The following is a 16,574-nucleotide window of genomic DNA, read 5'->3' on the forward strand; positions in this document are numbered from 1 at the left end:
GTCATCGTGAACGCGGTCATCGCGCTCGTGATCGGCTACGTCGGCGTGTACCTGGCACCGAAGAACGCAGAAAAGTAGCTGCCAGACGCGCTGAGAGCGCGCAGGACGCGATCAAGGCTCAAAGGCGAGCCAACGGACATTCAAGCCCTCGGCGATTGCTGGGGGCGTTCTCGTGCGGTCATGTGTATAGTCAGCGCCATGGCTCAGAAGATTCTGCTCGTAGATGACCTTGACGGTTCGCCCATCGAAGACGGTAAGGGCGGTACGGTTCGCTTCTCCGTCGACGGCTCGTCCTACGAAGTCGACCTCTCTCAGAAGAACATCGATGCGCTGAACAAGGCAGTCGCGCCCTTCGTCGACGTAGCCCGCAAGTCCAGCGGTCGCGCCGCTGCACCTGCCGCTTCCGCATCGAAGAAGTCGGACCCGAAGACGCTCGCCGCAATCAGGGAGTGGGCGAACAGCAACGGCCACGAAGTGTCCAGTCGCGGACGCATCCCTCAGACCATCCAGGACGCGTACCACGCAGCCAACTAGCTCTGAACACGACGAAGGCCGGGTGCATCACAGCACCCGGCCTTCGTCGTTCTCATCGGATCGTTCTAATGACGTCCCGCATCGAGTCCAGTTGGTAGCGGATCTCGCGCTGAGGTCCGTCGCTCATCTTGTCGAAGGCTGCCTCGATCGCCGCCTGGTTGTCAGGTTCGAACCCGTTCGATCGCTGCTCCTGGACGCGGCGTTCCAGGGTGTCAGCGGCGTGCCGTAGCTCGCGGCCTTCTACGGCGACCGCCTCGCCCAGGAGTTCGATGCGGTACGCCTCGTGGCGCAGACCGCCGATCAGGTTGTCCATCTCGCTCATGTGGTTCATCCCTTCCAGGGCTTCGTAGGGTCGACGCCGATTTTCACGCCGGCCTTGGCTGGTCCGTGCGCGATCTTCGCGGTTCGCCGGGCGATTCCCTCGCGCAGGATTGCTTCCGAGGACTTGAGGTAGCGGGTCTCGCTGTGTCTCAGCACACGCTCACGAGTCCCAGTCGGCTTGCTTGGAGTGTGCGCGTGGATCGAGATCGGAGAAGGGCGACCGGTTCTCGTTGAGAGCTGCGCGTACGCCTCGAACGGCTCGTTACTTTGCAGGTCCGTCTCCCCGACCAGGCTGCGGTCCATCTCGTCACGCCAGAGTCGGGCTTCATCGTTACCGCTCCGGAAGATGACGCGGTTGCGCACCGTGTTCGGGATCGCGGCCTTCACCTGCTGGTCGAGCCCCTGGAGGTACTGGGTCGCAGCGTTGACTCCGAGGTTCATCTGACGAGCACGCCTGAACATGTCGTCGACCGCCACAGGCAGCTTGGCGATCAACTGGAGCTCGTCGAGGAACAGGAAGTTGGCCTTCTCAGGTCGGTTCCGGTTGACGCTGGTCCACAGGGCGTTGATCAGCAGGGTGGCCATCGGTAGGGCCGTGTCGGACGAGACGCCAGCCAGGTCGATGATGAGGATCTTGTTCTGCATCACCACGTCGTCCATGGTGAACGCGCTCTCGGTCTGACCGAAGAGGTCGCGGGCTTCGGGCCGCGCCGTCAGCTGCCAGAAGCGGTTCAGGAGCGGCGACGCTTCGCGAAGCTGGTCGTCCTTCTTCTTCGTCTTCCACATCGACCAGAAACGTTGGAGGTCCGCGTCCTTCGCGTTGTCCATAAGTTGGTGAGCCCAGGCCGTCTGATCATCACCGTCCGGGGCAACCAGGTAGGGGAGATCGTTCAGCGTGTACCCGCCGGCCTCGGCCAGGGTCTGCACGCCGTAGAAGAGGAGCTTGCGCATGTTGACGCCCTGGACATCGCTATACAGGGCCGTCATCAGTGCTTCGATGTCCCGAGCTACCGTCTCCGGGTTGCCCTGATCCAGCAGGTTGAAGCCCACGGCGGCGCCGAGGTTGGCGGCGGGTCGGATGATGATCGTGTCGTCGATACGGTGGGCCGGCACGAAGTCGAGGATGCGATTGGCCAGCGTCTCCGTACTGCCGGTGTTGTTCATGTCAACGCAGATGACGCCGTACCCGTTCTCCATGTCCTGACGAGCCAGCTCAGCGAGCAGGCTCGTCTTGCCGGTGCCCGCCATGCCTCCGATGTAGGTGTGGTGGACGGCGAACTCGTAGTCCATCGCGATCGTGCGCTTGTGACCGGGGTAGTTGCTGGTCCCGATCACGCGACCCTCTCGCGGGATGTTCTCACCAGCAGCGATCAACCGGACGCCAGCGTGCGGAAGGCCTGAGATGAAGGGACTGTCGATCGGCCAGCTGATGAGACCTACCAACTCGCCCACGGCCAGCTGAGCCGGGAAGATCGGGGGAGTGGCTGCCCTGTTGATCTGGTCGGAGATGACGGCCAGGTTGCCACGGCGCTTCTTCAGGTAGTTCGCGTGTGTGTTGGACGACGACATCGACGAGAACGTGTTCAGTGCCAGGCGCTCTGCCCGTTCGACCGTTGGAGCGATGGATCCGATGCGTCCGATGGCGAGGAAGTTGGTAGAGCCGAGCTTCTCGCGACGTTCGTTCAGTTCGTCGCCGCCCGCATCCCTGGTTCCGATCAGCGCCTGCTTCACGGAGAACTCGTTCGTCGTCTTGTTGGCGTCCTTCGCGGGCATCGGTTCGGACTTCTTGGCAGCGATCACCCACTGCACGACGACCTCTTCACCGGGGAGCAGCGCTTGGATGCTGGCAAGGATCGAAGTGGAGAGCCCCTTGGCGTTGGCCTTGATCGGGCGAGACGGAGAGTGCATCCCGATCTCGAGCGCAGCATCGAAGAACCGCGCGACTCGCTCTTCGTCGCGGGCGAGGTTGAGTCCGGGGATCTTGGCTCGCGCCTGGGACTCGATGTGGTCGGCGACGTGCTTCGGCAGCATGACGCCGATGGTGATGCCACGGTCGGTGGCTCGCGTCTCGAACGCGATAGACGGGGTCGGACCGAGCAACCCAGTCGCGAGCGGACCAGAGAGCGTTTCGATGAACGAGGAGATGGAGTCGGGGCTGACGTTCGCGGGGAACGTCGCCGAGTAGCTAACACGATCAGCATCAGTCTTGCGTTGGTTGTTGGACATCAGTGAATACACCACCCAGGCGGTTGCAGGTAGAAGAAGGGAGAGGGTGACAGTGATGAGCAGCGCCATGGCTGCCCATCACTGTGCGACGCGATTGAAGAATCGTCAATAGCGCTTCAGGAGCACCCTGATGAGTCGGACCCCGCCGATCACGACGATCAGCAGGATCAGAACGGCTAGGGCTCCGCCGATGAGGGGAAGGTAGGGCTGGAGCGCGGCGGCGGCGATCTGAAGGAGGATCACCGCCACCACGAGGAACGCAAGAGCGCCCCAGAGACGTCGCATGACCTAGCCGCGCCGCATCCAGCTACGGAGCATGAAGCTCATCACCACACAGAAGGTGAGGACGCTGGTCCCGGTGATCGCGCCGTTCCAGTTACGTAGCCACATGGAGAAGTAGTAGTCGAAATCTTCCGGTGTCATCTAGCTCACCTCGTCTGGGTGCGCATGGACCTCAGCCTTGATCGGTCCAACGACCACGAAGTACACCAGCACTCCCAGAAGGCCGATGTTGACGATCCAGAAGATGATGGTGAAGAGCGCCATCATGATGATCCCGCCGATCGTCTCGGGGAAGAAGCCTGCGAAGTCGTCTCTTGGCGACATCAGAGCCTGCCGTCACGCTTCAACTTGGGCAGCAGCTTCTGAGATGCCGTCCGTTGTGCAGCGGCGTCACGCTGCGCCTCGATGAGATCGCGCTCGATCTCGCGGTTGCGGTCAGCTCGTGCAAGCTTGCCGTGCCCCTTCACCAGCAGGAACGCGCCGAGGCCGACGACGGCACCGAAGCCGATCAGGATGAAGAACAGCAGGAAGGCACCTGCTGCGATGTCGGGTGTCATGTTGTTGCCTCTCACTCGTAGTTCTGTGTGGTGATGTGGATGCGAGGTGCGATGAACTCATCGACCACTTCGATGTCGCGGATCACTTTGCCCGCGCCGTCTCGGTGGATCTCGCGGGTTCTGCGCATGTGTCCCTGCACACTGACCTCGCTGTCGAGGACGCGGTGGCCGGCGAGCTGTTCGAGCATCGCCAGACCGGGCGGATCGTGCTGGTCGTCGGCGGCGACCTGCATATCGCTCACACGCTGGATGAACTTGCGCATTAGACCTCCTGGGTGGCGGGGCGAAGCTGCGTCGGCTGGCGCTGCGACGATCGACCAGACCTTTCAAAACTGGAAGGTCTGACCCGATGTGTGCACTGTAGGTCGGCGCGGTCTAACATGTCAACTATGGAAGGTTTGAAGCAGCGCATCGATGAAGAACAGCGGGGAGCGGCCAAGGCGTTGCAGCGCCTTGGCATCGGGTACGGCCTCGCCTTCCCTGGACGCGAGGATGCGTTTCTTCTGGAGACGTACCGGCTTAGCGACTGGTCAGATGTCCTGACCGCCTTGAGCTGGTCGATCGTTGAGACCCCGAACTCACCGGACAGTGAGAGCGCCCAAAACGCGTTGTGGCCGCGGTCTTCAGAGCAGGGCGACTGGCTTGAGCGCACGAGTATGCCCGCACCTCTGAACCTGACCGAGAGACGCGACACGTACGCGAAGCTGCACGGAATCAGCCTCAGTACGCTCCTGCGGATGGAGCAGCGCGGTTTCCTGCTGTTCGATGCCGGAATCCGACGAAACTTAAACAGTCTGACGTGGCCCCAGCGCAGGGCGGCCGGTCCCCTCAGCCAGTTCGACATGGTTCTGATGGCCTCGGTGGTTTCGCTCACGGAGACGCTCAACCATCCAGCAGTGATCGGTCGAGAGAACGAGTTCCTCGACCGCTACCTGACTGACATCAAGTCGCATCAGAATGCGAACCACGAGAATCGCCGTGCGAGTGAATCGGCGCGAACTGCTGCCGCGGCCAAGCGGGAGCGCAAACGCAAGGCGCGTGAGGCTGGCTCTACTGCGGGGTAGGAGTGCTCGGACGAAGGGGCGGATTGACTTGCATCAAACCTTCCAGTCGATCCGCACGTGCACTGGGTTGAACGTCCACGACTTGTACCGCGTCAAGCTCTCGCCGCGCGGAACTGGGTCGATCCAGACTCGGTCAACGATCAGATCCAGCAACTCGCGACGCCAGAGTAGGTCTGCACCGTCCCAGGCGTCGCTCAAGCTGCTTCCGATCGGGATGTTGGCGTAGGCGCTCGAAGCTGTCGCCGCGTTGATCCGCCGGCTCAGTTCGTCGAGACGCGAGGCCGCGGAGCTCTTCGCTGCCTTGTACTCCTCGAAGGTCAGATCCCCGCTCCCGTACAGCGAGACGATCTCGGACAGCCGTACCTCTTGCGCATGCCGGTCAGCGAGTAGCTGGCGCAGCTTCGGCGTCTCGGTGCTGGACGCGCTGACGAGCCGACCAAGGTTGTCCGATTCGAGTCGGAAGAACACGGCATCCTTCACCAAGTCCTCAACGGGTGCACCGAGTCGTGAGACGGCGCCGCAGCCGATGTGACCCTTCTCGTCGTCCATCGCGCGGCAGCGGTAGGTTGCCTTGTACGAGCCATCCCTCTGCTGCTTGCTAAAGCTGTTCATCTGGTTGCCGCATCGGCCGCAGTAGGCGAACCCCTTGAGCAGATGCTTTCGGAACGGTCCGCGCTGCGTGTGGTGGTTCCTGCTCATGACGATGGCCGTCTGGAGGCGCTGCCATGTGTCTTGATCGACGAGGGCTTCCCACTTCGCTTCGTACTGTGCCGTGCCGTTGTGGTCACGCAGCCCGACGTTTCGAGGACGGATCGCGATGTTCCGGACCTTGAGAGCGTTCCATCCCTTGTCGTGTTGCGTACGGATGCCGCGTGCGTTCAGGTCAAGGGCGATGGTTCGCCATGACGTGCCTGCGATGAAGCGGTCGATGATCTCGCGCACGACAGCCGCTTCGCGCTCGTCAACCTGCATCGCTCCGGCCAGCCAGCCGAAGGGGCGTTGGCCACCACTCCACTCGCCGTTTTCGGCGGCCTGCAACTTCGCCGCCTTCTGGCGTTCGATGCCGATCTCCACCTCGTAGCTGGCGACTGCTCCGTGGATGCGTGCACCCATCCGACCACTGGGGGAGTCGAGGCGAAGCGGACCGGCCTGCACAGTGAAGGTGGGGATGTTGAACTGATCGGATGCCTCTATATAGGGCTCGAGTTCTGTCGGACGTCGGTGCACTCGGTCGGTGTGCCACGCGAAGACCGCTTGGATCGCGCCGGACTTCATCGCTGCGAGCAGCGCCTGGTATCCAGGGCGCTTCTTTCCGCTGTAGGCGCTGATGTCGTTGTCGCTGAACACGGTCACGACCTCGTAGCCCTCGCGCTCGGCGAGCTTCCGACAGTCGTTCTCCTGCCGTTCCACGCCGAGGCCTGCTCCAACTCGGTCTTTCGAGATGCGAACGTAGATCGCGGCGGTGCGACGTGGCTGTTCGATTGTTGGTCTGATCAGGTCTTTCATATCGGTATTACTGAACATGAGTATGCGCCTCCGGTGTGGAGTCGTCAAGATCATTCGACGAGGCGCCGGAGTTCTCCGCCGTCGCCCTCGACGCGCTGCGGCAGCCGCTCGAGTCGGGCGTGATCCGCATCCACCGCGCGAATGTGATGGCGGAGTTCCCGGCCCGCGTGCAGCTCGTGCTCGCGGCGAACCCGTGCCCCTGCGGGCGCCACGGCATCCGGGGTGAGATCTGTTCCTGCTCGCCGCCGGTGCGGCGCCGCTACCTGGCGCGGCTGAGCGGTCCGCTGCTCGACCGCGTCGACATCCGGCTGACGGTCCGGCGCATCGGTGCGGCACAGCTCGCCGTCCGCCGGGACGAGCCGGGACTCTCGACGGCGCAGGCGCGTGCCCGAGTGGTCGCCGCGCGCGCCCGCGCTCGGGCGCGCTTGGCAGGCACCCCCTGGTCGGTGAACGCCGAGGTCGACGGCGCGTGGCTCCGCGCGAGCCCGCAGCGCCCGACCGCCCGGGAGTCGGGCACGCTCGACCTGGCCCTGGAGCGCGGGCTCGTGACGATGCGCGGCTACGACCGCGTGCTCCGCCTCGCCTGGACGCTCGCCGACCTCGACGAGATCGACCGCCCCGCTGCGAGTCACCTCGCCCGCGCACTGATTCTGCGGGGGGCGGGCTCGTGACGGCCGTCGCGGAGCTCTTCGACCGGACCGAGACGCGCCTCGCGCGGCGGCTGCTTCCCGAGGTCAGCGAGTCCGATCCGGTGGAGGCGCTCTCGCGCGCGGCATGGTCCTCGCTCGCCGAGCCGGGCGATGCGGTGGCCGGGACGCTGATCGAGCGATTCGGCGCTGGCGGCGCCCTGGCGAAGGTGGTGGGGACGGGGTCGGCGGGGGAGATCCTCGCGGAGGCGGAGGCGGAGGCGGAGGCGGAGGCGGAGGCGGCGGCGGACGTGCGCCGGAGGGGGACCGGATGCGCGGATGACGCTGCCGCGGAGACCGGCCGCTCCGAGAACTCGTTCGACTCGACAGGTGACGGAGAGAGCGACGGGGACGACTCCCGCAGCGGAACGCGGGTCCTCGCCGCAGGTCTGGCGCGCTGGCGCCCCCGGGTCGACAGGGCCCTGCTCCTCCGCCGCCTGGAGATCGCGCACCGTCTCGATGCACGCCTCCTTCTGCCGGGCTGCGACGGCTGGCCGCAGCCGCTCGCGGATCTGGGGGAGCACGCGCCGTTCGTGCTCTGGAGCCGCGGCGATCCGCTCGCCCTCGCCGCTCCGCACCGGCTGGCCGTCGTCGGGGCTCGCGCGGCGACCGGCTACGGCGAGCACGTCGCCGCGGACCTCGCCGCAGGTAGCGCCGAGCGCGGCGCCCTCATCGTCTCCGGAGCCGCCTTCGGGATCGACGCGGTCGCACACAAGGCCGCCCTCGGAGCGGGTGGCAGCACGGTCGCCTTCCTCGCCGGCGGCTCCGACCGGCTCTACCCGACGGCGCACACCGACCTCCTGCACCGCGTGATCGCGACGCCCGGCTGTTCGGTGGTGACGGAGGTGCCGCCGGGCACCACGCCGACGCGCTGGCGCTTCCTGCAGCGCAACCGGCTGATCGCCGCAACGACCGCGGCGACGGTCGTGGTGGAGGCAGGTGCCCGCTCCGGATCGCTGAACACCGCCGGACACGCGGCCGCGCTCGGGCGACCGCTCGGTGCAGTGCCGGGCCCGGTGACGAGCGCCTCCTCGGCGGGCTGCCACCGGCTCCTCCGGGAGTACGCGGCGACCTGCGTGACGTCGGCCACCGAGGTCGTCGAGCTGCTCGGCATGTCCGCGGTGCTCGCCACCGCGCCGGAGGTCTCACGGACGGCGACGCGCGTCCTGGACGTCCTCCGCGCGGACGGTGCGCACGAGACCGAGGCGCTCGCGCAGCGCTCAGGCCTGTCCGTCCCCGAGACGCTCGACCTGCTCGGCACCTGCCTCGCGACCGGGCTCGTCCAGCGCGACGCGGAGGGGAGGTGGAGGGCAGCCGCATGAGAAGCGGGTGAGGGGAGGTGGCGGTTCAACGCAGGAGGACCGGGTGACGTTCCGATCCGTCCCTCGCCGGCCGGCGAGGCATCCGCTCCTCGACGGCGCCTGGAGGCGAGCGACTCGCGGGAGGAGGTTCTTCCGGCCTCGCGAGGCACGGGGAGAGACCCCGCCTCGATCCACGGCGAAGCAGCCCGTCCGGAGCATCCCGCGCGCACGGCCTGCGCCGAGCCGCCGGGGTGCTGTCGGCGGTGCGCCCTACGCTGTCGATCAAGCAGCGAGGGGAGCCGCATGGGTGACGAGACGACGACGAGGACGCAGCCGGAGCATCCGCAGCTCGGGCACTTCCGGGCCGCCGACCGGGTGGTCGCCCATCTCAGCGACACGCACTTCCTCGCGGAGGGCGCTCCGCTCTACGGGCGCGTCGACACCGTCTCCCGGCTCGAGCAGGCCGTCGCGCGGCTCGTCGAGCGCGGCGGTCGGCTCGACGCGATCCTCGTCACGGGGGACGTCGCCGATCGCGGTGAGGCGGACGCCTACCGGCGGGTCAAAGACGTCCTCGATCCTGTGGGCGAGCGCTTCGACTGCCCGATCGTCTGGGTGATGGGCAACCACGACGAGCGCGGTGCGTTCCGCCGGGTGCTCCTCGACCAGGAGCCGGCCGGCATGTCCAGCGATGCCCCGATCGACCGGGTCGTCGACCTCCGCGGGCTGCGGCTCATCGCGCTCGACAGCGCGGTGCCGGGCTATCACCACGGCGCCCTGACCGGCGAGCAGCTCGAGTCCCTCGCCGCCGAGCTCGCGACGCCCGCCCCGCTGGGCACGATCCTCGCGCTGCACCACCCGCCGCTGCCGACGCCGCTCGGGGCGATGACCGTGCTCGAGCTCCGCGGGATGGACCGGCTGGAGGAGGTGGTGCGCGGGACCGACGTGCGCGCGATCCTCGGCGGGCATCTGCACTATCCGACGGCCGCCACCTTCGCCGGCGTCCCGGTCTTCGTCGCCGGAGCGACCAGCTACACGATGGACCTCGGCGCTCCGGAGCGCGAGCTCGCCGGCATCGACGGCGCGCAGAGCTTCTCGCTCGTCCATGTGCACCCGGAGACGGTCGTCACCTCGCTCGTCCCGAGCGCCACCGCGCCGATCGCCACCCGCTTCGGCACGGACCTGATCGAGAAGCTCGAGAGCCTCGACGAGCAGGGCCGCATCGACCTGTGGTCGCGGATGCCGGGCACCGATGGCTGACACTCCTCCCGCAGGCCTGCCCCCGCGTGGCGAGCCGCTCGCGGCGGCCGTCGAGGACTTCCTCCGCTACGTCCTCGACGAGCGCTCCCTCTCACCCGCCACGGCCCGCGGCTACCGCGCCGATCTCTCCACCCTCATCGATTTCGCCGCCAGCAGGAAGCAGCCGATGCTCGCCCAGCTCGACCTCGAGCTGCTGCGCGACTGGCTCTGGCACGAGTCGCAGACCGGCGTCGCCCGCGCGACGCTCGCCCGGCGGACCGCGGCCGTCCGCTCCTTCTCGTCCTGGGCGCAGCGCTCCGAGCGCCTGCCGATCGACGTCGCCGCGCGCCTGCGCACCCCGAAGGGCGGGCGCCCGCTGCCGCGCGTGCTCACCGAGCCGCAGACCGAGCACCTGATCGACGTGGTCGCGGCGCGCGGGGCGACCGAGGACCCGGTGGCTTTGCGCGACCTGGCGATCGTCGAGCTGCTCTACGCGTCCGGCATCCGCGTCTCCGAGCTCGTCGCGATCGACGTCGGCGACCTCGACCTGAGCCGGCTCACCGTGCTCGTCACCGGCAAGGGGAGCAAGCAGCGCGTCGTGCCGTTCGGTGTGCCCGCGAAGGAGGCGCTCATCACCTACCTGGAGAAGGCCCGCCCCCAGCTGCTCCCGGACGCGGAGACCAGCGCGACCGGAACGAGCACCCCGGCCCTCCTGCTCGGCCGACGCGGCGCCCGCCTCACCCCGCGCACCGTCTACGGCGTCGTCGCCCGGCTCCTCGACGGCGGCCAGGGCTCCGGCCCGTCCGGCCCGCACACCCTCCGGCACACCGCGGCGACGCACCTGCTCGACGGGGGAGCGGACCTCCGCGCCGTCCAGGAGCTGCTCGGCCACGCGAGCCTCGGCACCACGCAGATCTACACCCACGTCTCGTCCGAGCGGATCCGCGAGGCCTACCGCCTCGCCCACCCGCGCGCCTGAGCGCGCCGCCGTCACCACCGCCTGCTCCGGATCGGCGACCGCTCCTGCGGCCACTCCGTCCATCGGCAGCAGCACCGCCCGCGGGATCCCGCCGAAGAACCGCATCGGGTTCACATGCTCCCCGTCCTCGCGCACCCCGAGGTGCACGCACGAGCCGTCGCAGTGCCCGCCGGCGCCCACGGTGCCGATGACGTCCCCCGCGCGCACCTCCTGACCCTCTGCGACGGACGGCTCCACCGGCTCCACGCTCGACACCAGCCCGTCGGCATGCGCGATGCTGACCACGCTCCGGTCGACCACGCGCCCCGCGAAGGACACCCGCCCGTCCGCGACGGCCCGCACCGGAGACCCCGCCGTGGCAGCGAGGTCGATCCCGCGATGCCCCGCGGCGTAGCGATGCGCGGGCGCCCGCCACGGTTCGACGACGGAGAAGCCGTCCACCGGCGAGGTCCAGAGCATCGGAGCGAGCAGGGCGAGCACCAGGAACACGCCCGGGCGGAGGAGGAGAGGAGCAACCATGCGGACACCCTCGCCGACAGCGCAGAGGCGTGGGCGACTCGCGGCCCGACCGGGGGAGAAGCACCGGAGGACGCCGCTTGTGGAGGAGCGACTGCGAAAGCAGCGCTCCGCAACCCGTCCCGGCGGATTGGCAGGCGGGAGTAACGTGCCTGTGATCCGGGGCGGGCGCGGAGACACCGCACCCACCGGCGGCGAGAATCGGAGACGACCATGACCAGCGGACGATCTGACACCATCCCGAACCCCTCGGCGGCGAAACTGAAGAGGAAGGTGATCGGTCTCGCCATCGCGGCGGCGGTCGGCGGCTTCCTCTTCGGCTTCGACTCGTCCGTGGTCAACGGAGCCGTCGAGGCGGTGCAGGGCGAGTTCGAGCTGTCGGCCGCGCTGATCGGCTTCGCCGTCGCGTCGGCCCTCCTCGGCTGCGCGGTCGGCGCCTATCTCGCCGGTCGCCTCGCGGACCGCTGGGGCCGCATCAAGGTCATGCTGCTCGGCGCAGGCCTCTTCTTCATCTCCTCGATCGGCGCGGGCGCGGCCTTCGCCGTCTGGGACCTCGTCCTCTGGCGCGTCGTCGGCGGCCTGGGCATCGGCATCGCCTCGGTGATCGCCCCCACCTACATCTCCGAGATCGCGCCCAAGGCGATCCGCGGGGCGCTCGCGTCGCTGCAGCAGCTTGCGATCACGCTCGGCATCTTCGCCGCGCTGCTCTCGGACACCGTCATCGCCGAGGGCGCGGGCGGCGCGTCCGAGCCGTACTGGTTCGGTGTCGCGGCCTGGCGCTGGATGTTCATCGCCTGCGCCGTGCCCGCCGTGATCTACGGCCTGCTCGCCCTGACGCTGCCGGAGTCGCCGCGCTACCTGGCCACCCGGGGCCGCTCGCAGGACGCGCGCAAGGTCCTCGCGACGGTCACCCCGCGCGACGAGGTGGACGAGGCGCTGGCCGACATCCAGAAGAAGATCGACGAGGACGCCGAGAACGCCCAGCGCTCCAGCCTGCGCGGACCGGCGCTCGGCCTGCTGCCGGTCGTCTGGGTCGGCATCCTGCTCTCGGTGTTCCAGCAGTTCGTCGGCATCAACGTGATCTTCTACTACTCGACCTCGCTCTGGAGCGCGGTCGGCTTCGACGAGTCGAACTCGTTTGCCATCTCGGTCTTCACCTCGGTCGTGAACGTCGTGGTCACCTTCGTCGCGATCTTCCTGGTCGACAAGGTCGGCCGGAAGCCGCTGCTGCTCGTCGGCTCCGCCGGCATGGCGATCTCGCTCGGTTTGATGGCGCTCGCGTTCAGCCAGTCGACCATCAGCGGCGAGGACGTCTCTCTGCCCGGTGCCTGGGGCCCGATCGCCCTCGTGTCGGCCAACGCCTTCGTCGTCTTCTTCGGCGCGACCTGGGGCCCGCTGGTCTGGGTGCTGCTCGGCGAGATCTTCCCGAACCGGATCCGCGCCGCCGCCCTGGGCCTCGCCGCCTCGGCGCAGTGGATCGCCAACTTCGCGATCACCGTGACGTTCCCGATCCTGTCGCAGGACGTCTCGCTGACCCTCGCCTACGGCCTGTACGCAGCGTTCGCGCTGATCTCGTTCTTCTTCGTCTTCCTGTTCGTGCCCGAGACCAAGGGCCGCTCGCTGGAGGAGATGGACACCCTGCACATCCGCACCGTGATGAAGTCGGCGCGCAAGTAGCGCGCGGCCTCGCCTCGCTCCGGGCTCCGGCTCGCTAGAACGCCTCCGGCTCGTGGAATCACAGCGGTTCTGCGAGCCGGAGGCGTTTCCGCGTGCCGGAGCCGCGTGCCGGAGCTGCGTGCTGGAGCCGCGTGGCTGAGCTGCGCGTCGGACTTCGGGCTCGTGATGGCGAATCGGGCTCGTGGGATCAGACGGTTTCTGCGTGCTGAAGGTGTTTCTGCGTGCTGAAGGTGTTTCTGCGTGCCGGAGCTGCGTTTCGGGATTTCGGGCTCGCGGTTCCGGTCCGGGCTCGTGGGATCGGGCGGTTTCCGCGTGCCGGAGGTGTATCCGCGTGCCGGAGGTGGGTGCGGAGCCCCGGGCGCGTGATTTCGGCTCCGGCTCGTCGAATTGAGGATTCTCTGCGAGCCGGAGGCTTTTCTCCGTGCCGGAGGGGGCAGTGGGACCCCGGGCTCGCGATCTCGGCTCGGGCTCGACGAATCGGGCGATTCCGCGTGCCGGAGGTGTTTTCACGTGCCGGAGATTGGCAGCGGGCGCGCGGTGGACGCACGGGCCGCGCCCCGCGGGGGAGGCGGCCGTCCTGGTGCTAGTCTTCTCGGAGCACCTCGCTCGTCGGGGTGACTACGCGCGCCCATTCGGCCAACGCTCCCCACGGTCCCCTTCGCCCAGTGCGAGGAGGGCGGGAGCGCGCCGGGCGCCAGGGCGACGTGCCGACCGGCCGTCGCGGACAACCGAACGGGAGTTCGGCGCCGTCGTGCGCCCGAGCCCCAGAGAAGGAGAACGACTCATGGCAGTCGTCACCATGCGCCAGCTGCTCGACAGCGGCGTCCACTTCGGGCACCAGACCCGCCGCTGGAACCCGAAGATGAAGCGCTTCATCCTGACCGAGCGCTCGGGCAGCTACATCATCGACCTCCAGCAGTCGCTGGCCTACATCGACAAGACCTACGACTTCGTCAAGGAGACGGTCGCCCACGGCGGCACCATCCTCTTCGTCGGCACGAAGAAGCAGGCGCAGAACGCGATCTCCGAGCAGGCGACCCGCGTCGGCCAGCCCTACGTCAACCAGCGCTGGCTCGGTGGCCTCCTCACCAACTTCCAGACGGTCTCCAAGCGCCTCGCGCGCATGAAGGAGCTAGAGGAGCTCGACTTCGACGACACGTCGAAGAGCGGCTTCACGAAGAAGGAGCTCCTCATCAAGAAGCGGGAGCTCGACAAGCTGCACAAGTCGCTCGGCGGCATCCGCAACCTCTCGAAGACGCCGTCGGCCCTGTGGGTCGTCGACACCAAGAAGGAGCACCTCGCGATCGACGAGGCCAAGAAGCTGGGCATCCCGGTCATCGGCATCCTCGACACGAACTGCGACCCGGACGAGGTCCAGTACCCGATCCCGGGCAACGACGACGCGATCCGCTCGGTGAGCCTGCTCACCCGCATCGTCGCCGACGCCGCCGCCGAGGGCCTCATCCAGCGTCACCAGAAGCCCGAGGCCGAGGGCAACGTCTCCGCCGTCGAGCCGCTGGCCGAGTGGGAGAAGGAGCTGCTCACCACGAGCGACGACTCCGCCGCCTCGACCGACGCCGCCGCGACCGACGCCCCGGCGTCCGACGTCCAGGAGCCCGCCGAGCAGGCCGGTGCCGAGACCGAGAAGGTCGCCGACGCCGAGCTCGCGACCGCCGACGAGGCCGTCGCCGAGGCCGAGGCGCCCGCCGAGGCCGACTCGACCACCGAGTCCGCGACCGACGAGACCCCCGCGTCCGTCTGACACCCGCGCTGAGCCGGGGGTCGGACGGGTCGCGAGAGCGCCCGACCGACCCCCGCTCATTCGGTGCACGTTCACCACGAAGCAGAACCGCCGACACCCCGGCGTGATGGAGTCCTCGACACCGAGGCCCGTCGCCGCGGGACCGGCAGACCACGACGTCCTGGCGGGCGCGGATGCGCGAAGCACCGCGCCGACCGGACACAACAGAGGAGTTCGCAGAACTATGGCTAATTTCAGCCTCGCTGACGTCAAGACGCTGCGCGAGCAGCTCGGAACCGGCATGGTCGACACCAAGAACGCGCTCGTCGAGGCCGACGGCGACCTGGACAAGGCGGTCGAGATCCTCCGCCTCAAGGGCGCCAAGGGCAACGCGAAGCGCGCTGACCGCTCCACGAGCGAGGGCCTCGTCGCCGCCGCCGAGAAGGACGGCGTCGCCACCCTGATCGAGCTCGCCTGCGAGACCGACTTCGTCGCCAAGGGCACCAAGTTCATCGCCCTGTCCGAGGGCGTGCTGGACGCGGTCGTCGCCGCCGGCGCCACCACCGTCGAGGAGGCCCTCGCGGCCCCCGCCGGCGACAAGACCGTCGCCGACCTCATCAACGACGAGGCCGCGATCCTCGGCGAGAAGGTCGAGCTCCGCCGCGTCGCCACCGTCTCCGGCGAGCACTTCGCCGTCTACCTGCACAAGACCAACAAGGACCTGCCCCCGCAGGTCGGCGTGGTCCTGGGCTACTCGGGAGACGACGCGGAGACCGCGCGCTCGATCGCGCAGCACATCTCGTTCGCCAACCCCTCGTACCTGTCGCGCGAGGACGTGCCGCAGTCGGAGGTCGACAACGAGCGCCGCATCGTCGAGGAGATCTCGCGCGGCGAGGGCAAGCCCGAGGCTGCCCTGCCGAAGATCATCGAGGGGCGCGTCAACGCGTACTTCAAGCAGGTCGCGCTGCTCGACCAGGACTACGCCAAGGACAACAAGCTGTCCATCAGCAAGGTCGTGGCGGACGCCGGTCTGACCGTGTCGGGCTTCGCCCGCTTCAAGGTCGGCGCGTAGCACGCACAGCGAGGGGAGTCCGGGTCGTTCAGTCGACCCGGACTCCCTTCGCTCTGCCCGGGGGAGGCGCCCGGGCGTGGTCGCGGGGCGTCCCCCGCGCGGGATAGGTTTGTACGGGTCTACGGGAGGAAACGTCCATGACGGAGACGGATGCGAAGACGACGGGCAAGCGCCGCAGGGTGCTGCTGAAGCTGTCGGGGGAGGCGTTCGGAGCCGGCACTCTCGGGGTGAACCCGGACGTGATCAGCGCCCTGGCGCGCGAGATCGCCGACGCCGCGACCGAGGTCGAGATCTCGGTGGTCGTCGGCGGCGGCAACTTCTTCCGCGGGGCCGAGCTCTCGCAGCGCGGCATGGACCGCGGTCGCGCGGACTACATGGGCATGCTCGGCACGGTGATGAACGCCCTCGCCCTGCAGGACTTCCTCGAGCAGGCCGGTGCGGAGACGCGCGTGCAGTCCGCGATCGCGATGACGCAGGTCGCCGAGCCCTACATCCCCCGCCGGGCGATCCGGCACATGGAGAAGGGCCGCGTCGTGATCTTCGGCGCCGGCGCAGGCCTGCCCTACTTCTCCACCGACACCGTCGCCGCGCAGCGCGCGCTCGAGACGCACGCCGACGTCGTGCTCGTCGCGAAGAACGGCGTCGACGGGGTCTACGACGCCGACCCGCGGACCAACCCGGACGCGAAGAAGCTGGACACACTCACCTACCAGGAGGCGCTGCAGCGCGGTCTCAAGGTCGTCGACTCGACCGCCTTCAGCCTCTGCATGGACAACGGCATGCCGATGCAGGTCTTCGGGATGGAGCCGGCCGGCAACGTCGCGCGGGCCATCCGGGGCACCCGGCTCGGCACGCTCGTCTCCAACTAGGGCGCCC

At 68.2% G+C, this 16,574-nt stretch carries 18 protein-coding genes and 1 pseudogene; 10 read left to right on the forward strand and 9 right to left on the reverse strand.

The window, feature by feature from the left end; all coding sequences use genetic code 11:
* Positions 1–198: 198 nt before the first annotated feature.
* On the forward strand, positions 199–534 hold the full coding sequence (locus C1I64_RS04870) for a histone-like nucleoid-structuring protein Lsr2 (RefSeq protein ID WP_127886395.1): 336 nt from the start codon (positions 199–201) through the stop codon (positions 532–534).
* A 52-nt stretch (positions 535–586) separates the two neighbouring features.
* Here the strand turns inward: C1I64_RS04870 and C1I64_RS04875 are convergent, their stop codons facing one another.
* From C1I64_RS04875 to C1I64_RS04895, 7 genes are read right to left on the reverse strand one after another with little or no spacing between them, the layout of a single operon-like run.
* The gene (locus C1I64_RS04875; protein WP_127886396.1) at positions 587–856 is read right to left on the reverse strand and encodes a hypothetical protein; all 270 of its coding nucleotides are present in this window, start codon (positions 854–856) and stop codon (positions 587–589) included.
* A 5-nt stretch (positions 857–861) separates the two neighbouring features.
* Positions 862–3,150 carry a type IV secretory system conjugative DNA transfer family protein gene (locus C1I64_RS04880; protein WP_127886397.1) on the reverse strand — a complete coding sequence of 763 codons (2,289 nt, stop codon included), beginning with the start codon at positions 3,148–3,150 and terminating at the stop codon, positions 862–864.
* Positions 3,151–3,186: 36 nt separating this feature from the next.
* Positions 3,187–3,366 carry a hypothetical protein gene (locus C1I64_RS19975; RefSeq protein WP_164874441.1) on the reverse strand — a complete coding sequence of 60 codons (180 nt, stop codon included), beginning with the start codon at positions 3,364–3,366 and terminating at the stop codon, positions 3,187–3,189.
* Between the two features lie 3 nt (positions 3,367–3,369).
* Complete coding sequence (locus C1I64_RS20720; RefSeq protein WP_279630153.1) at positions 3,370–3,504, reverse strand: hypothetical protein; 135 nt, start codon at positions 3,502–3,504, stop codon at positions 3,370–3,372.
* A complete protein-coding gene (locus tag C1I64_RS04885) occupies positions 3,505–3,687 on the reverse strand; it encodes a hypothetical protein (RefSeq protein WP_127886398.1) in 183 nt (60 codons plus the stop codon).
* The gene (locus tag C1I64_RS04890; protein WP_127886399.1) at positions 3,687–3,920 is read right to left on the reverse strand and encodes a hypothetical protein; all 234 of its coding nucleotides are present in this window, start codon (positions 3,918–3,920) and stop codon (positions 3,687–3,689) included. Before C1I64_RS04890 ends, C1I64_RS04885 begins: the two co-directional genes overlap by 1 nt.
* Before the next feature lie 11 nt (positions 3,921–3,931).
* Positions 3,932–4,183 carry a hypothetical protein gene (locus tag C1I64_RS04895; protein ID WP_127886400.1) on the reverse strand — a complete coding sequence of 84 codons (252 nt, stop codon included), beginning with the start codon at positions 4,181–4,183 and terminating at the stop codon, positions 3,932–3,934.
* 126 nt (positions 4,184–4,309) lie between these two features.
* Between C1I64_RS04895 and C1I64_RS04900 the strand changes: the two genes are divergently transcribed.
* The gene (locus C1I64_RS04900) at positions 4,310–4,984 is read left to right on the forward strand and encodes a 3'-5' exonuclease family protein (RefSeq protein WP_127886401.1); all 675 of its coding nucleotides are present in this window, start codon (positions 4,310–4,312) and stop codon (positions 4,982–4,984) included.
* Positions 4,985–5,017: 33 nt separating this feature from the next.
* Here C1I64_RS04900 and C1I64_RS04905 read toward each other — a convergent pair whose 3' ends face one another.
* Positions 5,018–6,508: a recombinase family protein gene (locus C1I64_RS04905; RefSeq protein WP_164874442.1), complete on the reverse strand. Its 1,491-nt coding sequence runs from the start codon at positions 6,506–6,508 to the stop codon at positions 5,018–5,020.
* 17 nt (positions 6,509–6,525) lie between these two features.
* Between C1I64_RS04905 and C1I64_RS04910 the strand changes: the two genes are divergently transcribed.
* From C1I64_RS04910 to C1I64_RS04925, 4 genes are all read left to right on the forward strand, one after another.
* Positions 6,526–7,161: an ATP-binding protein gene (locus C1I64_RS04910; protein ID WP_244209402.1), complete on the forward strand. Its 636-nt coding sequence runs from the start codon at positions 6,526–6,528 to the stop codon at positions 7,159–7,161.
* The gene (gene dprA / locus C1I64_RS04915) at positions 7,158–8,498 is read left to right on the forward strand and encodes a DNA-processing protein DprA (protein ID WP_244209403.1); all 1,341 of its coding nucleotides are present in this window, start codon (positions 7,158–7,160) and stop codon (positions 8,496–8,498) included. The genes C1I64_RS04910 and dprA overlap by 4 nt, the downstream gene beginning before the upstream one ends.
* Positions 8,499–8,780: 282 nt before the next feature.
* Positions 8,781–9,734: a phosphodiesterase gene (locus tag C1I64_RS04920; RefSeq protein WP_127886403.1), complete on the forward strand. Its 954-nt coding sequence runs from the start codon at positions 8,781–8,783 to the stop codon at positions 9,732–9,734.
* Positions 9,727–10,692, forward strand: coding sequence for a tyrosine recombinase XerC (locus tag C1I64_RS04925; RefSeq protein WP_127886404.1), 966 nt, complete (start codon positions 9,727–9,729; stop codon positions 10,690–10,692). Before C1I64_RS04920 ends, C1I64_RS04925 begins: the two co-directional genes overlap by 8 nt.
* Positions 10,693–10,809: 117 nt before the next feature.
* On the opposite strand, the pseudogene C1I64_RS04930 reads toward C1I64_RS04925, so the two are convergent.
* Positions 10,810–11,211, reverse strand: a pseudogene (locus tag C1I64_RS04930) (M23 family metallopeptidase); the annotation flags it as partial.
* Between the two features lie 210 nt (positions 11,212–11,421).
* Here C1I64_RS04930 and C1I64_RS04935 point away from each other — a divergent pair.
* The 4 genes from C1I64_RS04935 to pyrH all read left to right on the forward strand — a co-directional run bounded on the left by C1I64_RS04935 (position 11,422) and on the right by pyrH (position 16,567).
* Complete coding sequence (locus C1I64_RS04935; RefSeq protein WP_123445729.1) at positions 11,422–12,885, forward strand: sugar porter family MFS transporter; 1,464 nt, start codon at positions 11,422–11,424, stop codon at positions 12,883–12,885.
* 784 nt (positions 12,886–13,669) lie between these two features.
* A complete protein-coding gene (gene rpsB, locus C1I64_RS04940; RefSeq protein ID WP_127886405.1) occupies positions 13,670–14,647 on the forward strand; it encodes a 30S ribosomal protein S2 in 978 nt (325 codons plus the stop codon).
* 223 nt (positions 14,648–14,870) lie between these two features.
* The gene (gene tsf, locus C1I64_RS04945; protein WP_123732203.1) at positions 14,871–15,698 is read left to right on the forward strand and encodes a translation elongation factor Ts; all 828 of its coding nucleotides are present in this window, start codon (positions 14,871–14,873) and stop codon (positions 15,696–15,698) included.
* Between the two features lie 137 nt (positions 15,699–15,835).
* The gene (gene pyrH, locus C1I64_RS04950) at positions 15,836–16,567 is read left to right on the forward strand and encodes a UMP kinase (RefSeq protein WP_123445732.1); all 732 of its coding nucleotides are present in this window, start codon (positions 15,836–15,838) and stop codon (positions 16,565–16,567) included.
* Positions 16,568–16,574 lie beyond the last annotated feature (7 nt).

Origin of the sequence: Rathayibacter festucae DSM 15932 (assembly GCF_004011135.1) — a bacterium.
GTDB classification, from domain to species: domain Bacteria; phylum Actinomycetota; class Actinomycetes; order Actinomycetales; family Microbacteriaceae; genus Rathayibacter; species Rathayibacter festucae.